The 16605-nt window shown below is 71.4% G+C and carries 21 protein-coding genes; 13 read left to right on the forward strand and 8 right to left on the reverse strand.

The genetic code is table 11. From position 1 onward, the window contains the following. The first annotated feature begins 15 nt into the window (after nucleotides 1–15). Nucleotides 16–555, forward strand: a complete 540-nt coding sequence (locus VGL30_RS13290; RefSeq protein ID WP_331540482.1) for a gamma-glutamylcyclotransferase — start codon at nucleotides 16–18, stop codon at nucleotides 553–555. Between the two features lie 51 nt (nucleotides 556–606). On the opposite strand, the gene VGL30_RS13295 is transcribed toward VGL30_RS13290, so the two are convergent. Genes VGL30_RS13295 through ftsE form a run of 4 tightly spaced genes read right to left on the reverse strand, consistent with a single transcriptional unit; the run spans nucleotide 607 to nucleotide 3543 of the window. After that, nucleotides 607–1314 (reverse strand): lysophospholipid acyltransferase family protein, encoded by a 708-nt coding sequence (locus VGL30_RS13295; RefSeq protein WP_331540483.1) that lies wholly within the window; start codon nucleotides 1312–1314, stop codon nucleotides 607–609. A gap of 2 nt (nucleotides 1315–1316) precedes the next feature. Next, nucleotides 1317–1934, reverse strand: a complete 618-nt coding sequence (locus VGL30_RS13300) for a YdcF family protein (RefSeq protein ID WP_331540484.1) — start codon at nucleotides 1932–1934, stop codon at nucleotides 1317–1319. After that, nucleotides 1931–2824: an ABC transporter permease gene (locus tag VGL30_RS13305; RefSeq protein WP_331540485.1), complete on the reverse strand. Its 894-nt coding sequence runs from the start codon at nucleotides 2822–2824 to the stop codon at nucleotides 1931–1933. The genes VGL30_RS13300 and VGL30_RS13305 overlap by 4 nt, the downstream gene beginning before the upstream one ends. Further along, nucleotides 2821–3543: a cell division ATP-binding protein FtsE gene (gene ftsE, locus VGL30_RS13310; RefSeq protein ID WP_331540486.1), complete on the reverse strand. Its 723-nt coding sequence runs from the start codon at nucleotides 3541–3543 to the stop codon at nucleotides 2821–2823. The genes VGL30_RS13305 and ftsE overlap by 4 nt, the downstream gene beginning before the upstream one ends. Before the next feature lie 56 nt (nucleotides 3544–3599). Between ftsE and VGL30_RS13315 the strand changes: the two genes are divergently transcribed. Further along, the gene (locus tag VGL30_RS13315; RefSeq protein WP_331540487.1) at nucleotides 3600–4472 is read left to right on the forward strand and encodes a DUF3426 domain-containing protein; all 873 of its coding nucleotides are present in this window, start codon (nucleotides 3600–3602) and stop codon (nucleotides 4470–4472) included. Beyond that, the gene (locus VGL30_RS13320) at nucleotides 4469–4990 is read left to right on the forward strand and encodes a phosphoribosyltransferase (RefSeq protein ID WP_331540488.1); all 522 of its coding nucleotides are present in this window, start codon (nucleotides 4469–4471) and stop codon (nucleotides 4988–4990) included. Before VGL30_RS13315 ends, VGL30_RS13320 begins: the two co-directional genes overlap by 4 nt. 40 nt (nucleotides 4991–5030) lie before the next feature. Here the strand turns inward: VGL30_RS13320 and lysA are convergent, their stop codons facing one another. Genes lysA through argH form a run of 3 tightly spaced genes read right to left on the reverse strand, consistent with a single transcriptional unit; the run spans nucleotide 5031 to nucleotide 8046 of the window. After that, a complete protein-coding gene (gene lysA, locus VGL30_RS13325) occupies nucleotides 5031–6299 on the reverse strand; it encodes a diaminopimelate decarboxylase (protein WP_331540489.1) in 1269 nt (422 codons plus the stop codon). Next, a complete protein-coding gene (locus VGL30_RS13330; RefSeq protein WP_331540490.1) occupies nucleotides 6296–6610 on the reverse strand; it encodes a hypothetical protein in 315 nt (104 codons plus the stop codon). Before VGL30_RS13330 ends, lysA begins: the two co-directional genes overlap by 4 nt. After that, a complete protein-coding gene (argH, locus tag VGL30_RS13335) occupies nucleotides 6607–8046 on the reverse strand; it encodes an argininosuccinate lyase (RefSeq protein ID WP_414694997.1) in 1440 nt (479 codons plus the stop codon). The genes VGL30_RS13330 and argH overlap by 4 nt, the downstream gene beginning before the upstream one ends. Before the next feature lie 39 nt (nucleotides 8047–8085). Here argH and VGL30_RS13340 point away from each other — a divergent pair, with 39 nt between their 5' ends. Further along, a complete protein-coding gene (locus VGL30_RS13340; protein WP_331540491.1) occupies nucleotides 8086–8661 on the forward strand; it encodes a TlpA disulfide reductase family protein in 576 nt (191 codons plus the stop codon). Between the two features lie 189 nt (nucleotides 8662–8850). Then, nucleotides 8851–9054 (forward strand): cold-shock protein, encoded by a 204-nt coding sequence (locus VGL30_RS13345; protein ID WP_331540492.1) that lies wholly within the window; start codon nucleotides 8851–8853, stop codon nucleotides 9052–9054. 67 nt (nucleotides 9055–9121) lie between these two features. On the opposite strand, the gene VGL30_RS13350 is transcribed toward VGL30_RS13345, so the two are convergent. Further along, nucleotides 9122–9511, reverse strand: coding sequence for a helix-turn-helix transcriptional regulator (locus VGL30_RS13350; protein ID WP_331540493.1), 390 nt, complete (start codon nucleotides 9509–9511; stop codon nucleotides 9122–9124). A gap of 211 nt (nucleotides 9512–9722) precedes the next feature. Here VGL30_RS13350 and VGL30_RS13355 point away from each other — a divergent pair, with 211 nt between their 5' ends. The 8 genes from VGL30_RS13355 to ilvD all read left to right on the forward strand — a co-directional run. Further along, nucleotides 9723–9863: a hypothetical protein gene (locus VGL30_RS13355; RefSeq protein ID WP_331540494.1), complete on the forward strand. Its 141-nt coding sequence runs from the start codon at nucleotides 9723–9725 to the stop codon at nucleotides 9861–9863. A gap of 77 nt (nucleotides 9864–9940) precedes the next feature. Next, a complete protein-coding gene (locus VGL30_RS13360; protein WP_331540495.1) occupies nucleotides 9941–11077 on the forward strand; it encodes a GNAT family N-acetyltransferase in 1137 nt (378 codons plus the stop codon). Between the two features lie 3 nt (nucleotides 11078–11080). Then, nucleotides 11081–12013: a glycosyltransferase family 2 protein gene (locus VGL30_RS13365; protein WP_331540496.1), complete on the forward strand. Its 933-nt coding sequence runs from the start codon at nucleotides 11081–11083 to the stop codon at nucleotides 12011–12013. Continuing rightward, a complete protein-coding gene (locus VGL30_RS13370) occupies nucleotides 12010–12924 on the forward strand; it encodes a hypothetical protein (protein ID WP_331540497.1) in 915 nt (304 codons plus the stop codon). The genes VGL30_RS13365 and VGL30_RS13370 overlap by 4 nt, the downstream gene beginning before the upstream one ends. Before the next feature lie 96 nt (nucleotides 12925–13020). Further along, complete coding sequence (locus VGL30_RS13375; protein ID WP_331540498.1) at nucleotides 13021–13719, forward strand: SDR family NAD(P)-dependent oxidoreductase; 699 nt, start codon at nucleotides 13021–13023, stop codon at nucleotides 13717–13719. 96 nt (nucleotides 13720–13815) lie between these two features. Further along, nucleotides 13816–14538 carry a phosphatase PAP2 family protein gene (locus VGL30_RS13380; RefSeq protein ID WP_331540499.1) on the forward strand — a complete coding sequence of 241 codons (723 nt, stop codon included), beginning with the start codon at nucleotides 13816–13818 and terminating at the stop codon, nucleotides 14536–14538. Nucleotides 14539–14669: 131 nt separating this feature from the next. Then, entirely contained in the window at nucleotides 14670–15149 is a 480-nt protein-coding gene (locus VGL30_RS13385; protein ID WP_331540500.1) for an SRPBCC family protein, read from the forward strand. A 91-nt stretch (nucleotides 15150–15240) separates the two neighbouring features. Next, a partial coding sequence (gene ilvD, locus VGL30_RS13390; RefSeq protein ID WP_331540501.1) for a dihydroxy-acid dehydratase occupies nucleotides 15241–16605 on the forward strand: 1365 nt, incomplete at its 3' end.

Here is a 16605-nt window from a genome sequence, read left to right on the forward strand (position 1 = left end):
GAAGGTGCGCGGCGGATGGCGGACGAGCGGTGGGTGTTCGGCTACGGATCGCTCATGTGGCGGCCGGGGTTCCGGTTCGTGGAGCAGCAGGCCGCCACCCTACACGGACGCCGGCGGGCCTTCTGCATATATTCCGTGCACCATCGTGGGACCTACCCGCGCCCCGGCCTGGTGCTGGGCCTGGCCCCGGGCGGCGCGGTGCGCGGCAGGGCCTTCCGCATCGCCGACGCCGACTGGGACGAGGTCTACGCCTACCTGCGCGAGCGCGAGCAGCCCACCGAGACCTATGTGGAGGCGCAGGCCCACGTCCGCCTGGCCGACGGCCGCCGGGTCCCCAGCCTGGTCTTCCTCTCCGACGTTCACCACCCCCAGTGGGCCGGTGTGCTCAGCCTCGATCGCCAGGCCGAGCTGATCGCCGGCGCCTCCGGCCTCTCCGGGCGTAACGTCGACTACCTGCGCGACCTCGTCGAACACCTGCGCGAAGCCGGCCTCTGCAGCCGCGACATGCAACGCCTGCTGGCCCTGGTGGAGGCCAGGGAGGCCCAGGCGGCGTGAGCCGTAATTCGGCGGCGGTTCACCCAATTGCTTCGCGCGGCGGCGAGAAAGCTAAAGCTCGAGCAGCCGGTTCGACGCCGCCTCGATCCGCTCCTCCAGCGTGCGCATGAACTCCGCGCGCTTCAGCCCCGGCGGGATCGGTTCCAGGTACTCGAACACGATGGTTCCGGGCCGGCGCAGGAAGCCGTGCGCCGGCCAGTGGACGCCGGAGTTGGTGGCCACCGGATACACCGGCAGGCCCAGTTCGCGGTAGAGCGCCGCGACGCCTGGCTTGTAGTCGCCGGCCACGCCGGGCGTCCCCCGGGTGCCTTCCGGGAAGATCACCACCTGCCGGCCGTCCTGCAGCCCCGCGACGGCGTCGCGAACCAGCTTCTTCAGCGCCGTGGCCTGGCCCCCGCGGTCCACCACGATCATCCCCGCCTTCAGCCCGTACCAGCCCAGATAGGGCACGCGAACCAGCTCCTTCTTCATCACGAAGCAGAAGTCCGGCAGCCACTGGAACTGGCCGAAGATGTCGAACATGCACAGGTGCTTGCAGGCCATCACCGCGGCGCCCGTCGGCATGTGCTGGGCCCCGCGCCGCTCCACCCGGATGTCGCAGACCGCCGCCAGCAGGAGCGAAATGCCGCGGCTGTAGATGTCCAGGCCCCGCATCACCCAGCGCCGCGGGAAGACGAACAGCGGCGTCATCGCCAGGCAGACGATCAGCGACCACAGGTAGAACAGGGCCACGAAGGCCAGGGAGCGGACGACCAGCATGTTCAGGTCCTGTCCGCCGCCGCCGGCGCGGCCCGGGGACCCAGGCTCAGGACCGCCTCGCGTCCGAGGATCGCCAGATACTTGCAGTATTCCAGCGCGATCAGCCGCGCCCCGCGGCCGGTCTTCCACCAGTTGTGCGCGTCCACCACCGAGGTGGCGACGGGATAGGATTGCAGCGCCAGGTCCGGCAGGCCGGCGTGCAGCTCCAGCATCGCCCGCGGCATGTGGTAGTCGGCGGTGACCACGATCAGGCTGCGGTAGCGCATCGCCCGCGCCCAGGCGTAGGTCTCCCGCGCGTTGCCCACCGTGGTGGCCGCCTCGAAGCCCAGGTCGACGCAGCAGTCGTAGAGCCGGCGCACCGCGCGCGCCGCCGTGCGGATGTCCTCGCGGGAGGCCTCGCGGTTGACGCCGGAGACCAGCACCCGCTTGCCCTTGCCGTCCTCCAGCAGGCTCATGGCCGCCTTGATCCGCTCGTTGGACCCGGCGCCGGTGAGCGCCACGATGCCGTCGGCGTCCTGCGGGTCCTGCGCCGGCGTGGAATGCTCGATGCGGCCTGCGAACGCCAGGAGGCCGGCCGCCCAGATCAGCGCCGTGACCAGGATGGCCGCCAGCCCCTTCACGTCATTTCCCCGATCAGCGACGAGGCGGTGAGCCGCGCCGCCACCGCCGCGACGCCGGCGGCGATCAGCGGGCAGGGGAGCACGGCCAGAACGTCGATCCAGGCGAAGGGCAGCACCGGGGTGATCCCCTGGCCGCCGCCGACCAGCCGCAGCACAGCCCCGGTGACCATCGCCGCCGCCGCTCCGAACAGACCCGCCGTGGCGGCGATGCGCGCGAACCTCGCCTGGAACAGCCGGGCGATCAGCACATGCTCGGCGCCGGCGAGGTGCAGCACCTCCACCACGTCGCGTCGCGCCGCCAGCCCGGCCCGGGTGGCGAAGGCGATCACCGCCGCGGCCGCGCCCGCGATCAACAGGAACACCCCTCCGCCCAGCCAGCGCGCGACGCTCGCCGAGCGCTTGATGTCGTTGATCCACAGGCTGTGGTCGTCGACCGTGGCGTCCAGCCCCTGCGCTTTCAGGGCGGCGTCCAACACCAACACGCTTGGCGGCTGCTTGCGGTTCAGCTCCACCGCCACCAGCCGGGGCACCGGCAGGTCCTCCAGGTCGGCCACGTCCCCGAGCCAGGGCTTGATCAGGTCGTAGGCCTGCTCCCGCTCCAGCGCCCGGGCCTCGGTGACGCCCGGGATGCCGGCCAGGGTCTCGGCCGCCCTCGCCGCGGCGGAATCCGGGCTCTCGCTGCCCTTGGGCCGCACGATGACGGTGGCCTCGCCGGTGAGCTGGTCGGCCCAGCCGCGCGCCGCGCGGTCGGCGGCGATCACCGCCAGCGCGGTCATGCAGGCCAGGAAGCACAGCACCGCCACCACGAAGATCAGCGAGCCGTCGCGCGCGTCCGCCTCCGGCAGGAACGGAGCCGGCTTCCACTTCGGCAGGTCGAACATCTCGCTCAAGCCGCGCCTCCCGGCCCCAGGGCGGTGAGCTGGCCGTCCTCCAGGTGCAGCACCGGCCGCCCGGAGCGGGCCACCAGGTCCTGGTCGTGGGTGGCGATGAGGATCGTGGTGCCCAGCCGGTTCAGCTCCACGAACAGGCGGAAGATGCGCAACGCCATCTCGTGGTCGACGTTGCCGGTGGGTTCGTCGGCCAGCAGCACGTCGGGGCGCCCCACCACCGCGCGCGCGATGGCCAGCCGCTGCTTCTCGCCGCCGGCCAGCGTCGCGGGCATGGCGTGCATGCGGGCCTTCAGGCCCACCCAGGTGAGCAGCTCGGCCACGTCGGTGCGGTAGTCGTCGGCCCGGCCGCCGGCGATGCGCAGGGGCAGGGCGGCGTTGTCGAAGGCGGTCAGATGTTCGAGCAGGCGGAACTCCTGGAACACCACGCCGATCCGCCGGCGCAGGAACGGCTGGTCCTTGGCCGCCACTCGTGAGATGTCCTGGCCGAACAGATGAACGAGCCCCTTGCTCGGCTTCGCGGCCAGGTAGATCAGTTTCAACAGCGAACTCTTGCCCGCCCCCGACGGACCGGTGACGAAATGGAACGACCCCGGCGTGAGCGAGAAGGTCAGATCCTGCAGGATCTCCGGACCGCGGCCGTAGCGCATGGACACGTCGTCGAAGCGAACTACGGCCTGATCGGCGGGCGTCGCCGTATCGGCGTCTGGGTTTCTGGACATGGGGACCGAAATCGGCGACCTCGAGGGAGGTTGCTGGAGCGTCCGATTCGACTGTCATGATACTGACCTGTCCAGAGTGCGCCACCAGCTATTTTGTGGACGACGGCAAGATTCCGCCGGACGGCAGGACGGTCCGCTGCGCCAATTGCGGGGCTCGCTGGCTTGCGAAGGTCGAACCTGACCTGCAGTTGGTCGCCGCCGGCGACGAGGGCGCCGTCGCTCGGGAATCCCCGCCCCCCAGGGACGAGCCGCCCAAGGCGGTCAGCGACCTGCCGGGCGAGGACCTGCCCAAGGTGTTCCGCGCCAAGGCCGACACCGAGCGCAAGGTGCGCCAGGCCGCCGTCGTGGGCGTGGGTTGGGCCGCCGCCGCCGCCGTGCTGGCCATCCTGGCGGCGCTGGCCATCGTGTTCCGCGCCGACGTGGTGCGCGTGTGGCCGCGCTCGGCCGCGGCCTACGCCACCATCGGCATGCCGGTGAACAGCCTGGGCCTGGTGTTGGAGGCGGTGAAGGCCGAGCCCGCCCTGCAGGGCGGCCGCGCGGCGCTCTCCATTTCCGGCCAGATCCGCAACATCGAGGATCGGCCGCTCGTCGCGCCGCCCCTGAAGATCAGCCTGCTCAACAAGGCCGGCATGCCGGTGGCCACCCAGATCGCCCGCGCCGCCGACCCGCGGATCCCGCCCGGCGAGACCCGCCACTTCGCCATCGACATGTTCGACCCGCCCTCCAGCGCCCACGACCTGGAGGTGACCTTCGCACCCGAAAAGAAGGCCGGGGCGGGGGCGGCGCCCAAGGCGTCGGCGCGGGCGGCGGACGCCCGCCACGCCGCCCCGGCCGCCGACGCGCCGGAGGGCCTGCGCGCCGCCGCGCCGCCGCCGGTGGACGCCAGGCCGCTGCCGACCAGTTCGCCATACGCCCTGGAGCACCCATGACCACCCCCGCCATCCTGTTGAGCGAGGCCGAGGTGGCCCGGCGGGTCGAGGCGCTGGCCCAGGCCGTCGCGCCGCGCATCGACGACGATACGGTGGCCGTCTGCCTGCTCACCGGCGGCCTCTGGTTCTGCGGCGACCTGATGCGGGCCCTGGCCCGGGCGGGCCGCAACGTGCGTTTCGACGCCCTGTGGCTGGCCTCCTACGGCGACGAGCGCGCCAGCCTCGGCCGCTGCGAGGTCCGCGCCGACCTGCAGCGCCCGCTCTCCGGCCGCCGCGCCCTGATCGTCGACGACGTGTTCGACACCGGCCTGTCGCTCAGCGAGGCCGTCCGCCTAGTCCGCGACGCCGGCGCCGGCGAGGTGCTCACCGCCGTCTTCGCTCGCAAGCCCTGGCCCAAGCCCCGCGCCATGGACCCCGACTTCGTGGCCTGGGAGGCGCCCGCCCGCTTCCTGGTCGGCTACGGCATGGACCACGCCGGCCAGTTCCGCGGCCTGCCGTACGTCGGCGCCCTCGACTGAAGCTCGGCGCCGAAGCGGGGTTTTCTTCCTCGACCCGGCGTCAGAGCCAGGACGCCGGCCGCTCCGCCGCCAGCATGTCCTCATAGCTCGGCCGCGGCCGGATCACCGCCCATTCGCCGCCCTTGACCATCGCCTCGGGGACCAGCGGCCGGGTGTTGTACTCGCTGGCCATCGCCGCCCCGTAGGCGCCGGCGGTCATGAAGGCCACCAGGTCGCCGGCCTCCAGCGGCGGCAGCAGCCGGTCGCGGGTGAAGGTGTCGCCGCTCTCGCAGACCGGCCCCACCACGTCGTAGAGCACCGGCTCGCCGGGCCTGGGCTTCACCGCCCGGATGTCGTGGAAGGCGTCGTACATGGCCGGCCGGATCAGGTCGTTCATCGCCGCGTCCAGCACTAGAAAGTTCCGCCCCTCGGGCCGGCGGTGGACGTGGATCACCCGGGCCACCAGCACGCCGGCGTTGGCGCAGATCATCCGCCCGGGCTCGAAGGCGAACTCCACGTCCAGCCCCTGCATCACCCGGGCGATCATCGCCGCATAGGGCTCGACGCCGGGTGGGTCCGGCTGGTCGAAATAGGGCACGCCCAGGCCGCCGCCCAGGTCCAGGCGCCGCACCGGCAGGCCTTCGGCGCGGAGCTGCTCGACCAGGCCGCGCATCTTGCGGCAGGCGGCCTCCATGGGGCCCAGGTCGACGATCTGGCTGCCGATATGGTAGGCGACGCCCACCGGGTCCAGGTGGGCGTTGACGGCGGCGGCGGCGTAGAGCCGCGCGGCCTCGCTGAACGAGACGCCGAACTTGGAGTCCGCCTTGCCGGTGGAGATCTTGGCGTGGCCGCCGGCTTCCACGTCGGGGTTGACCCGGATGGCGATGGCGGCGCGCACCTTCAGCTCGGCCGCGATGCGGGCCACCGCCTCCAGCTCCGGCTCGGACTCGACGTTGATCTCCGCGACGCCCGTCTTGAGCGCAAAGGCGATCTCCCGCGCCGTCTTGCCGACTCCGGAGAAGACGATCCGCTCCGGCGGCACGCCGGCGGCCAGCGCCCGGCGGATCTCGCCCTCCGAGACCACGTCGGCCCCGCAGCCCAGGCGGGCCAGGGTCTTGATCACTGCGACGTTGGAGTTGGCCTTCACCGCAAAGGCGATCAGCGGCCGGCCGAGGCCCGCGGCCATGAGCGCGTCGCGCAGCACCTCGTAGTGCCGCTCCAGGGTGGCGGAGGAATAGACGTAGACCGGCGTTCCCACCGCTTCGGCGATGGTTGGGAGCGGGACGGACTCGCAGGCCATCACGCCCTGCGAGGGCTCGAAGTGGTTCATTGCGGGTTGGCGTAGGGATCGGGCAGCGCGCCTGAAGGCCCGGCGCTCAGCGGATCCTGGCCGGAGCCCTGGACCGGCCGCGAGCGGATGGGCGACAGGTCGGTGGTGTCGTCCGGATCCGGGTCGCGGTCGCGCCGGTCGAGGGTCTTCAGCGGGCGGTTGGGGTCCTGGTGGGAGGCGGCCGCCGCATCTGCGGCCGCGTTGCCGTGGCCGAACAGCGGGCCGGGCCGATCGAGCGCGCCCATCTTCCCGCAGCCCGCCAGCGGCAGGGCTGCGGCCAGGGCGACGAGCGCCAGGCGGATCGGGGTCATCGGAGGATCTCCTTCCAACGCGCAACCTGGGCGCGCACCTGTTCGGGGGCCGTCCCCCCATAGCTCATGCGGCTGGCCGCCGACGCCTGCGGCGTCAGCACCCCGTAAACGTCCGCGGTGACCCGCGGCTCCAGCGCCTGCAGCTCGGCGAGCGGCAGGCCGGCCAGGTCGCAGCCCAGCGCCTCGGCCCGGCGCACCGCGGCGCCGGTCACATGGTGGGCGTCGCGGAAGGCCATGCCCAGCTGGCGCACCAGCCAGTCGGCGAGGTCGGTGGCGGTGGAGAAGCCCGCGCCCGCCGCCGCGGCCATCCGCTCCACGTCCGGCTCCAGGTCGCCGACCATCCCGGCCATTGCGGCCAGCGAAAGCTCCAGGGCGTCGAAGGCCTCGAACACCGGGAGCTTGTCCTCCTGCATGTCCTTGGAATAGGCGAGCGGCAGGCCCTTCATCACCACGGCGAGCTGGGTGAAGGCGCCCAGCAGCCGGCCGGCCTTGGCCCGCACCAGCTCGGCGGCGTCGGGGTTGCGCTTCTGCGGCATGATCGAGGAGCCGGTAGTGAAGGCGTCGGTCAGACGCACGAAGCCGAACTGCGGCGTCATCCAGATCACGATCTCCTCGGCCAGCCGCGACAGGTGGATGGCGCAGATCGAGCCCGCCGCCAGGGCCTCCAGGGCGAAGTCGCGCGCCGAGACCGCGTCCAGCGAATTGGCCATGGGGGCGTCGAAGCCCAGCGCGCTCGCCGTCGCCTGCCGATCGATGGGGAAGGGGGAGCCGGCCAGCGCCGCGGCGCCCAGCGGGCTCTCGTTCATCCGCCGCCGGGCGTCGGCGAACCGGCCCGCGTCGCGGCCGAACATCTCCAGATAGGCCATCAGGTGGTGGCCGAAGGTCACCGGCTGGGCGGGCTGCAGGTGGGTGAAGCCCGGCATCAGGGTGGCGGCGTGCGGCTCGGCCCTGGCCAGCAGCGCCCGCATCAGCGCTTGGATCTGCGTCCCGGTCCGGTCGCAGGCCTCCCGCACCCAGAGGCGGAAGTCCAGCGCCACCTGGTCGTTGCGCGAGCGGGCGGTGTGCAGCCGGCCGGCCGCCGGCCCGATCAGCTCGCGCAGCCTGGCCTCCACGTTCATGTGGATGTCCTCGAACTCCTCCCGGAAGGGGAAGGCGCCCGAGGCGAGCTCGGCGGCCACCTGGTCGAGCCCGCCCTGGATGGCGGCTTCGTCCTCGCTTGTAATCACGCCCTGCTTGCGCAACATCGCCGCGTGCGCGCGGGATCCGGCGAGGTCCTCACCGGCCAGCCTCCGGTCGAAGCCGATGGAGACGTTGATCGCCTGCATCAGCGCGTCGGGCCTGGCCTGGAAGCGCCCGCCCCACATGGCCTGACCGCCGGCGGGGGCGGCCGGGTCTGGGCCCGGGGCGTCAGGAGCGGTCGGAGAGGCGTCGGACATATGAGCGATCAACCAGCGGGCAAACCGAAGGGCGGGGTCTTGAAGTGGTCCTTATGGGGCGTCGGCCTCGCCGGCGTCGCCGCGGTTGTCTACATCATGGCGCAGGCTTCCATCCACCCCGCAGGTGGGCTGAAGCCGTTGGCGAAGGGCGAGATGGCCAAGCTGGACTTCGGGTCCGAGGCGGCCGCGCCCCCTGCCAACACCTTTTACGACGCCCGGGGCGCGCCCAGGCGCATCTCGGATTTCAAGGGCAAGGTGGTGGTGCTGAACCTCTGGGCCACCTGGTGCGCCCCCTGCGTAATCGAGATGCCGACCCTGGCCAGGCTGGCCCAGGCGTATGCGGGCAAGCCGGTCGTCGTGCTGGCGGTGAGCATCGACAAGGGCGACGACGCGGTCGGTAAGGCCCGGGCGTTCATCGCGACCCACAAGCCCCTGGACTTCTATAGCGATCCCAACGGCAAGCTGCCGTTCGCGCTGAAGCCGATGGCCGCGGGCGCGCCCACCACGGTGATCTACGGCAGGGACGGAACCGAGCGGGGGCGCGTTTCCGGCGGGACCGACTGGTCGGGCCCGGACGCCCGCGCGGTGATCGATCGACTTGCGGGCGAGAGCTGAGCGCACTTGACCGCGCCTGCGGGGCTGGCGCAGATTTTGACCGCAATCCGTGATTTGGGTCCGCAGATGCTCTATTTTGCCGCCCCGGCGGACTGGACCAGCCGCTCCCCAGACAGAAGAGATTGTGACCGGGCGGGGCGTTCGCGCCGACAGCCCACCTGAAGAGGCTTGTCAGGGAGACATCGAGACATGGCCAACGGCACGGTCAAATGGTTCAATTCGACGAAGGGCTTCGGGTTCATCCAACCTGACGATGGCGGCAAGGACGTTTTCGTCCACATCTCTGCGGTCGAGCGGGCGGGTCTTGGCAATCTCAACGAAGGCCAGAAGGTCAGCTTTCAGACGCGCGAGGAGCGCGGCAAGATCGCAGCGGTCGATCTGAAGGCGCTCTAAGGGCGTCCACCAGCATGACACCCGGGCGTCGGCTCCGAAAGGCGCCGGCGCCCGTTCCGTTTGGGCCTCAGGCCAGCACCTTGGGGCGGGCGGAGGCCTCGGCGTCGCGGCCCACCAGGGCGCGCAGGAAGCTTATCAGAGAACTGCGCGCCTCGGGCGCCAGGCGCTCATAGACGGCCAGCAGCTCCAGGGCTCCGGGCGTACGCATGCGGGTGAGCAGGTCCAGGTCGCCGCTGGTTTCCCGGTCCGGAGTGTCCAGCACGTCCATCAGGTCCACGACGCGGCAGCGCAGGGCGCGGGCGATCTGCACCAGGCGCGAGAAGGAGATGCGGTTCGCGCCGTTCTCGTATTTCTGGATCTGCTGGAAGCTCACGCCGCACTGTTCGGCCAGGGATTCCTGCGACATGCCGATGGTGCGCCGGCGAATCCGAACGGCCGCGCCGAGCGCGATATCCATCGGATCCGGGGCCTTGGTTGAGGAATCAACCAAATTCTTCTCCTAACCTCGTTGATCGACGCTCCGGGCACGGAATTCCGGATGACGCTCGAATTAAGGCATTTGTTACGATCTTGCAAAGTAGGCGTTTCGCCGCAGGCTTGGCTATAGGGTTAACGGCGCCGAAGCCCGATCACCGCACCTCACGACCCGCACGTCCGCCAAAAACGACATGCTACTCCGGCAGGAGGATCCGGCGGCGCCTGGATTTCGCCCCGCAGGACAGGCGGCGAGGGCGGACCTCGCCGCCTTCGACGAGGTGGACACGCGGGCGCTTGAGGCCATCCTGCGGCAGGCCTTCGTCAGGATTTGAGAAAAACCGGCGTCAGGGCGGGGTTGCGCCTGGAAATTTGCCAATCCCTAACCCGCGGGCTCTATCAGCAAAGCGCGATGCTGCGCGCCGAAACCATTCATCCCGCTGAGCTCGACCCGGCCGACGCCCAGGCCTGGCGGGCGATGTGCGCCGGCGAACCGGCGTTCGCCAGCCCATTGCTGGGTCCCGATTTCGCCGCCGCCGTCGCCCGGGTGCGCGACGACGCCCGGGTCACAGTCTGGCGCGACGGCGATCGTCCGGTGGGCTTCCTGCCGCACCACCGCCGCCCCGGCGCCTTCGCCCGGCCAATCGGGGCGCCGCTGTCGGACTATCACGCCCTGGTGGGTGAGCCGGGCCTGAACCTCGCCGAGGCGCTGGCCGCCGCCGACCTGACCGCCTTTCGCTTCGCAGGCCTGCTCGACCCCTACGGGGCCTTCGAGCGCCATGTGACGGCGCGCCAGCCGGGCTTCCGCATCGAGCTTCAGACGACGGCCGAGGACTATCTGGAGGCGCTGCGGGTCGCGAGCCCGAAGCGGTTCAAGAACTGGCGGCGGCTCGACCACAAGCTGGACCGCGAAGCGGGGCCGTTGCGGATCGCCGCCCCCGACCGCTCCCGCGCCGCCTTTGACACGCTGATGACCTGGAAGCGCGAGCAGCTCGCCCGCACCGGCGCCCACGATTTCCTGCACCCGGACTGGACGCGCGAGCTGATCGGCGCGCTGTTCGAGCTGCGGGAGGGCGACTTCCGGGGCCTGATGATCTGCCTCTACGCCGGCGACCGGCTGGTGGGCGGGCATTTCGGGGTGCGGCTGGGCTCGGTCTTCCATCCCTGGATCGCCTCCATCGACCCGGCGCTGGCGGCCTGGTCGCCGGGCCAGCTGTTCTTGCCGCGGGCGATCGCGGCCATGCCGGACCTGGGCCTGACCGACTACGACCTCGGTCCGGGCCACGAGCACTACAAGCGCCCCTTCGCGCCGCCTTCGCGCACCGTCGCCGAGGGCCTGGCCGCGGCGGAGAGCGCCGCGGGTCGCGCCGCCCAGGCCGCCGAGCGCGCCTGGATGCTGGTGGGCGGCTCGCCCGGCGGCCCGCTGGACCGGGTGCGCCGTCGCCTGGACGCCATCGCCACCGTCGAGCTGTCGGTGGCGGGCCGAGCCCGCAGCCTCGCCGCGGCCGTGGTCGCCGGGACGCGCCGGTCGCAGGCCGAACCGGCCTGACCGATGGCTGGACCTCGCGTCAGCATCGTCATTCCCACCCAGCGCCGGCCGGCCGGCCTGCGACGCGCCGCCCTGTCGGCCTTCCGCCAGACGGGGGTCGACGCGGGCGAGCTCGAGCTGGTGGTGGTCGACAACGACGTGGGGCCTTCGGCCCGCCCGGTGGTCGAAGCCTTGCGCGCCCAGGCGCCGTTCCCGGTGGCCTATGTGCACGAGCCGGAGCCCGGGGTCGCCAACGCCCGCAACGCTGCGCTGGCCCGGGCGACGGGGGCGTTCATCGCCTTTCTCGACGATGACGAAGAGGCGCCGGAGGGCTGGCTCGCCGCGCTCACGCAGGCGCAGGCCCGTTACGAGGCTGACGTGGTGTTCGGCCCGGTCCGCGGCCGCGCGCCGCCGGGCGTGGGCAAGCACCGCGCCTACCTGGAGCAGTTCTTCTCCCGCGAGGGGCCGGCGGAGGCCGGCGTCATCGACCGCTACTACGGCTGCGGCGACAGCCTGGTCCGCCGCGCCGCCCTGCCGGACCCGGAGCGGCCGTTCTCCAACCTGCGCAACCACATCGGCGGGGAGGACGACCTGCTGTTCGCCGGCATGAAGGCCGCCGGCGCGCGCTTCGCCTGGGCGCCCGAAGCCTGGGTCTGGGAAGACCCGGCGCCCAGCCGGCTCTCCCTGCGCTACACGGTGGCCCGCGCCTTCGCCTACGGCCAGGGCCCGTCTTCGGCCTGCGCGGCGGCGAACCCGCCGGACCGGCTCGGCGTGGCGCGCTGGATGGCGGTGGGCCTGGGGCAGGCGGCGGCCTTCGGCCTGCTGGCGGCCGGCAAGTGGCTGGTGGGCGCGCCCGACTTCGCCTTCACCCTCGACCGCGCCGCCCGCGGCCTGGGCAAGACCTTGTGGTGGGGCCCGTTCAAGCTGAGCTTCTACGGCCTGAGGTCGGCGGCATGAGCATCGTCGCCGACTGGAGCGCGGAGAAGGCCCGCGCCTTCACCCGCGAGAACCTGGCCTTCACCCATGACCTGCACCAGCGGGAGATGTTCTCCGACGAAGGCCTGATCGAGGTGCTCGACCGCTACCCACGCGACCGGCTGGGCGTCTTCACCATGGGCCGCGACCCGGTCGCCTGGACGAGCTGGCGCCGCGGCTCGGCCGGCGATCTTTCAGGGGCCCAGCTGCTGGACGCCGCCAAGCAGGGCCGCATATGGCTGAACCTGCGCGAGACCAACCGCCACCTGCCGGCCTATGCGGCGCTCTGCGAGGAGATCTTCGCCGAGAAGGCCGCCCGCGCGCCCGGCCTGAAGACCTTCAAGCGCGATCTGGGCCTGCTGATCTCCTCAGCCGAGGCCCAGGTCTTCTACCACCTGGACGTGGCGCTGGTGTCGCTCTGGCAGATCCGCGGGGGCAAGCGGGTGTGGGTCTATCCGGTCGAGGCGCCCTTCGCGCCGCAGGAAACCCTGGAGCGCATCGTCCTGCGCGAGACCGCCGAGCAGTTCCCCTTCGATCCCGCCTGGGACGCCGCGGCCGAAGTCTTCGACCTCACGCCCGGCCGGATGGTCACCTGGAAGCAGAACGCGCCGCACCGCATCGTCAACGGGCCGATGCTGAACGTTTCGCTGTCGATCGAATTCATGACGCCCGAGGCGCTGATGCGCGCCAACGTGATCTACGCCAACGCGGTGCTGCGCCGCCGCCTGGGCGCGCGGCCGCGAGTGCAGGCGGGCTTCACGCCCCTGGGCCTGGGCAAGGTGGCGCTGGCGCGGGGCGCCAAGGCCATCGGCCTGCAGAAGCCCGACGAGCGGGTGCTTCCCGCCAGCTTCCGGCTGGACCCCGCGGCGCCGGGCGAACTGCTGCCGGCGTAGGCGCCGGGCGCAATCCGCGCGCCTGCGCCATTGGCTTCCCTGGCGGCGCCCCCTTAGTATCCCGCCGAAGCATCGAGGCTTCGGGAGGTCGACCGGATGACGCAACGGAATTACGCCATCACCGGCGCCTTCGGCGTGCTGGGCGCGGCCGTGGCGCGCGCCGCCGCCAAGGCGGGCGGGCGCGTCGCCCTGATCGACTACGCCCCGGCGCCGCCTGCGGGCCTGATGGAGGAACTGGGCCCCGGCCATGTGGCGCTGGGGGGGGTGGACCTGGCCGACGACGCCGCCGCCAAGGCGGCTTTCGACCAGGCGGCCGCGAAGCTGGGCGGCCTCGACGTGCTGATCAACGTCGCCGGCGGCTTCAGTTGGGAGACGCTGGAGGACGGCGCCTCCGACAGCTGGAACAAGCTGTATCGGATCAATGTGCTCACCGCCGCCAACGCCAGCCGCAGCGCCATCCCGCACCTGCGCAAGAGCAAGTCCGGCCGGATCGTGAACATCGGGGCCGGCGGGGCGGTGAAGGCCGCCAAGGGCATGGGCGCCTATGCCGCCTCGAAAGCCGGCGTGCACCGCCTGACAGAGAGCCTGGCGGAGGAGCTCAAGGACGAGGGAATCACCGTCAACGCCGTGCTGCCCTCGATCATCGACACCCCGACCAACCGCGCCGACATGCCCGACGCCGACGCCTCGGCCTGGGTGGCGCCCCCCGACCTGGCGGCGGTGATCCTGTTCCTGGCCTCGGAGGAGGCCCGCGCGGTCACCGGCGCGCTGGTGCCGGTCAGCGGGCGGATGTAGGCGGCCCGCCTTTTTCCGCTGCAGGATGGAACCGGAACCTGCGCGCCGCATAGTGGCGGTCTGGCGCGTAGCTCAGCGTGCGGACGGATCATCATCATGGCGGGCGTAGCGGCGGCCTGGCGGCGCTTCCTGACGGATCGGCTGGAATTCCGGGCGCTGGGGCTGATCATCGCCCTGGGCGGCGCGATCCTCGCCTTCCTCGGCCTGTCCGACGAGGTGGGCGAGAACGCTACGGCGGCGTTCGACCGTGCGATCCTGCTGTGGTTCCGCAATCCGGCCAATCCCGCCGACCCGATCGGTTCGCGCGCCGTCGAGGAGGCCATGCGCGATGTGACCGCCCTGGGCGGGGTCACGCTGCTGACCCTGTTCGTGGTGATCGCGGCGGCCAGCCTGCTGTTCTTCGGAAAATGGCGGCAAGCCGTCGTCCTGACCGTCACCATCATCCTGGCGGAGGTCTGCAACGACACCCTGAAGGTGGTCTATGACCGCCCGCGCCCGGAACTCGTGCCGCACGGGGTCTATGTCTACACCCACAGTTTCCCGAGCGGGCATTCGATGCTCTCGGCGGCCACCTATCTGACCGTCGCCGCCATCCTCTCCAGCCTGGACCGGCGCCGCCGCTTCAAGGCCTTCGTCTTCACCCTGGCGATCCTGGTGATCGTCGCGGTCGGGGTGAGCCGGGTCTACCTCGGCGTCCACTGGCCCACCGACGTGCTGGCCGGCTGGACGCTGGGCGCAGCCTGGGCGCTGCTGGCGCGGCTGGTGCTGGGAATCTGGCGCGGAGAGGCGCCGGCGGCGGGCAAGGACGAACGGCGGTAATCCGCGCACATGGTGGCGGGCGAGGGCGCTCGGCCGCGCTTGACCAATCCACTGGCGCCCATTAGTAAAGTACTTACTTAAGTTTTTGTCGCCTCAGGGGCGGCCACACGCGCATCGCAGGAGGACGCCCGATGAACCCGCCCGCCGACCTTCCCCTCGCCGTGCATGGCGATTTCCGTATCGAGCGGCTCTATCCCCATTCGCCGGCCAGGGTGTTCCGGGCCAACGCCGACGCCGTGGCCAAGCGGCGCTGGTTCGCCGAAGGAGAGGGGTTCGAGGTGCTGGAATACGCGCTCGATTTCCGGGTGGGCGGCTGGGAGACATCGCGGTTCCGTTTCGGCGACGGGCCGGAGATCTGCAACGACGCGCAGTTCCACGTCGTGGTCCCGGACCGGCGGATCGTGTTCACCTGCCGGATGGCCATCGGCGAGGCGCCGATCTCCGTTTCGCTCTCCACCATCGAGATCGAGCCGGCCGGCGACGGAGCGCGGTTCGTGTTCGTCGAGCAGGGCGTCTATTTCGGCGACCCCGATGCGCTCAAGAACCGCGAGGCGGGCAGCCGCGAGTTGCTCGAGGCCCTGGGCCGGGAACTCGACCGCACGGCGCCGTAGTTTCGCGTTCCCGGCGCTCCGGCCCCATTTCTCCTTGTCGCGCGACGTGTGGTATCGCGGCCCGGACGCTTGCAGTTTCCAGGACCTTCCGATGCCTGCCTATCGTTCCCGAACCTCGACCCACGGCCGCAACATGGCGGGCGCGCGCGGCCTGTGGCGCGCGACGGGCATGAAGGACGCAGACTTCGGCAAGCCGATCATCGCCGTGGTCAACTCCTTCACCCAGTTCGTCCCGGGGCATGTGCACCTGAAGGACCTGGGCCAGCTGGTCGCCCGCGAGATCGAGCGCGCCGGCGGCGTGGCCAAGGAGTTCAACACCATCGCGGTGGACGACGGGATCGCCATGGGCCACGACGGCATGCTCTACAGCCTGCCGTCGCGGGAGCTGATCGCCGACAGCGTCGAGTACATGGCCAACGCCCACTGCGTGGACGCCATGGTCTGCATCTCCAACTGCGACAAGATCACGCCCGGCATGCTGATGGCCTCGCTGCGGCTGAACATCCCGAGCGTCTTCGTCTCGGGCGGTCCGATGGAGGCGGGCAAGGTCGTCCTGAAGGGCAAGGAGGTGGCGCTCGACCTGGTGGACGCCATGGTCGCGGCGGCGGACGAGACCCTCAGCGACGCTGAGGTGGAGACCATCGAACGCTCGGCCTGTCCCACCTGCGGCTCCTGCTCGGGCATGTTCACCGCCAACTCGATGAACTGCCTGACCGAGGCGCTGGGCCTCTCGCTGCCGGGCAACGGCTCGGTGCTGGCCACCCATGCCGACCGCGAGCGGCTGTTTCTCGAAGCGGGCCACCTGATCGTCGACATCACCCGCCGCTACTACGAGCAGGAAGACGCCTCGGTGCTGCCGCGCTCGGTCGCCAGCTTCAAGGCGTTCGAGAACGCCATGTGCCTCGACATCGCCATGGGCGGCTCGACCAACACGGTGCTGCACCTGCTGGCCGCGGCGCACGAGGCGGAGGTGGATTTCACCATGGCCGACATCGACCGCCTGTCGCGCAGGGCGCCCTGCCTGTGCAAGGTGGCGCCGGCCAAGGCCGACGTGCACATGGAGGACGTGCACCGCGCGGGCGGCGTGATGGCCATCCTGGGCGAGCTCGACCGCGCGGGCCTGATTCACATCGAAGAGCCCACCGTGCACAGCGCGACGCTCGGCGAGGCGCTGGCCCGCTGGGACGTGCGCCGCACGGAGAGCGAAAGTGTCGAGACCTTCTACCGCGCGGCGCCCGGCGGCGTGCCCACCCAGGTGGCGTTCAGCCAGGAGCGCCGCTGGGAAGCGCTGGACCTCGACCGCGAGACCGGGGTAATCCGGTCGTCGGAACACGCCTTCTCCCGCGACGGCGGCCTGGCGGTGCTGAAGGGCAACCTGGCCGAGGACGGCTGCATCGTGAAGACCGCGGGCGTCGACGAGGGCAGCCTGGTCTTCGCCGGCCCGGCCCGGGTGTTC

Origin of the sequence: Phenylobacterium sp. (genome assembly GCF_036502675.1) — a bacterium.
Classification (GTDB): Bacteria; Pseudomonadota; Alphaproteobacteria; order Caulobacterales; family Caulobacteraceae; genus Phenylobacterium.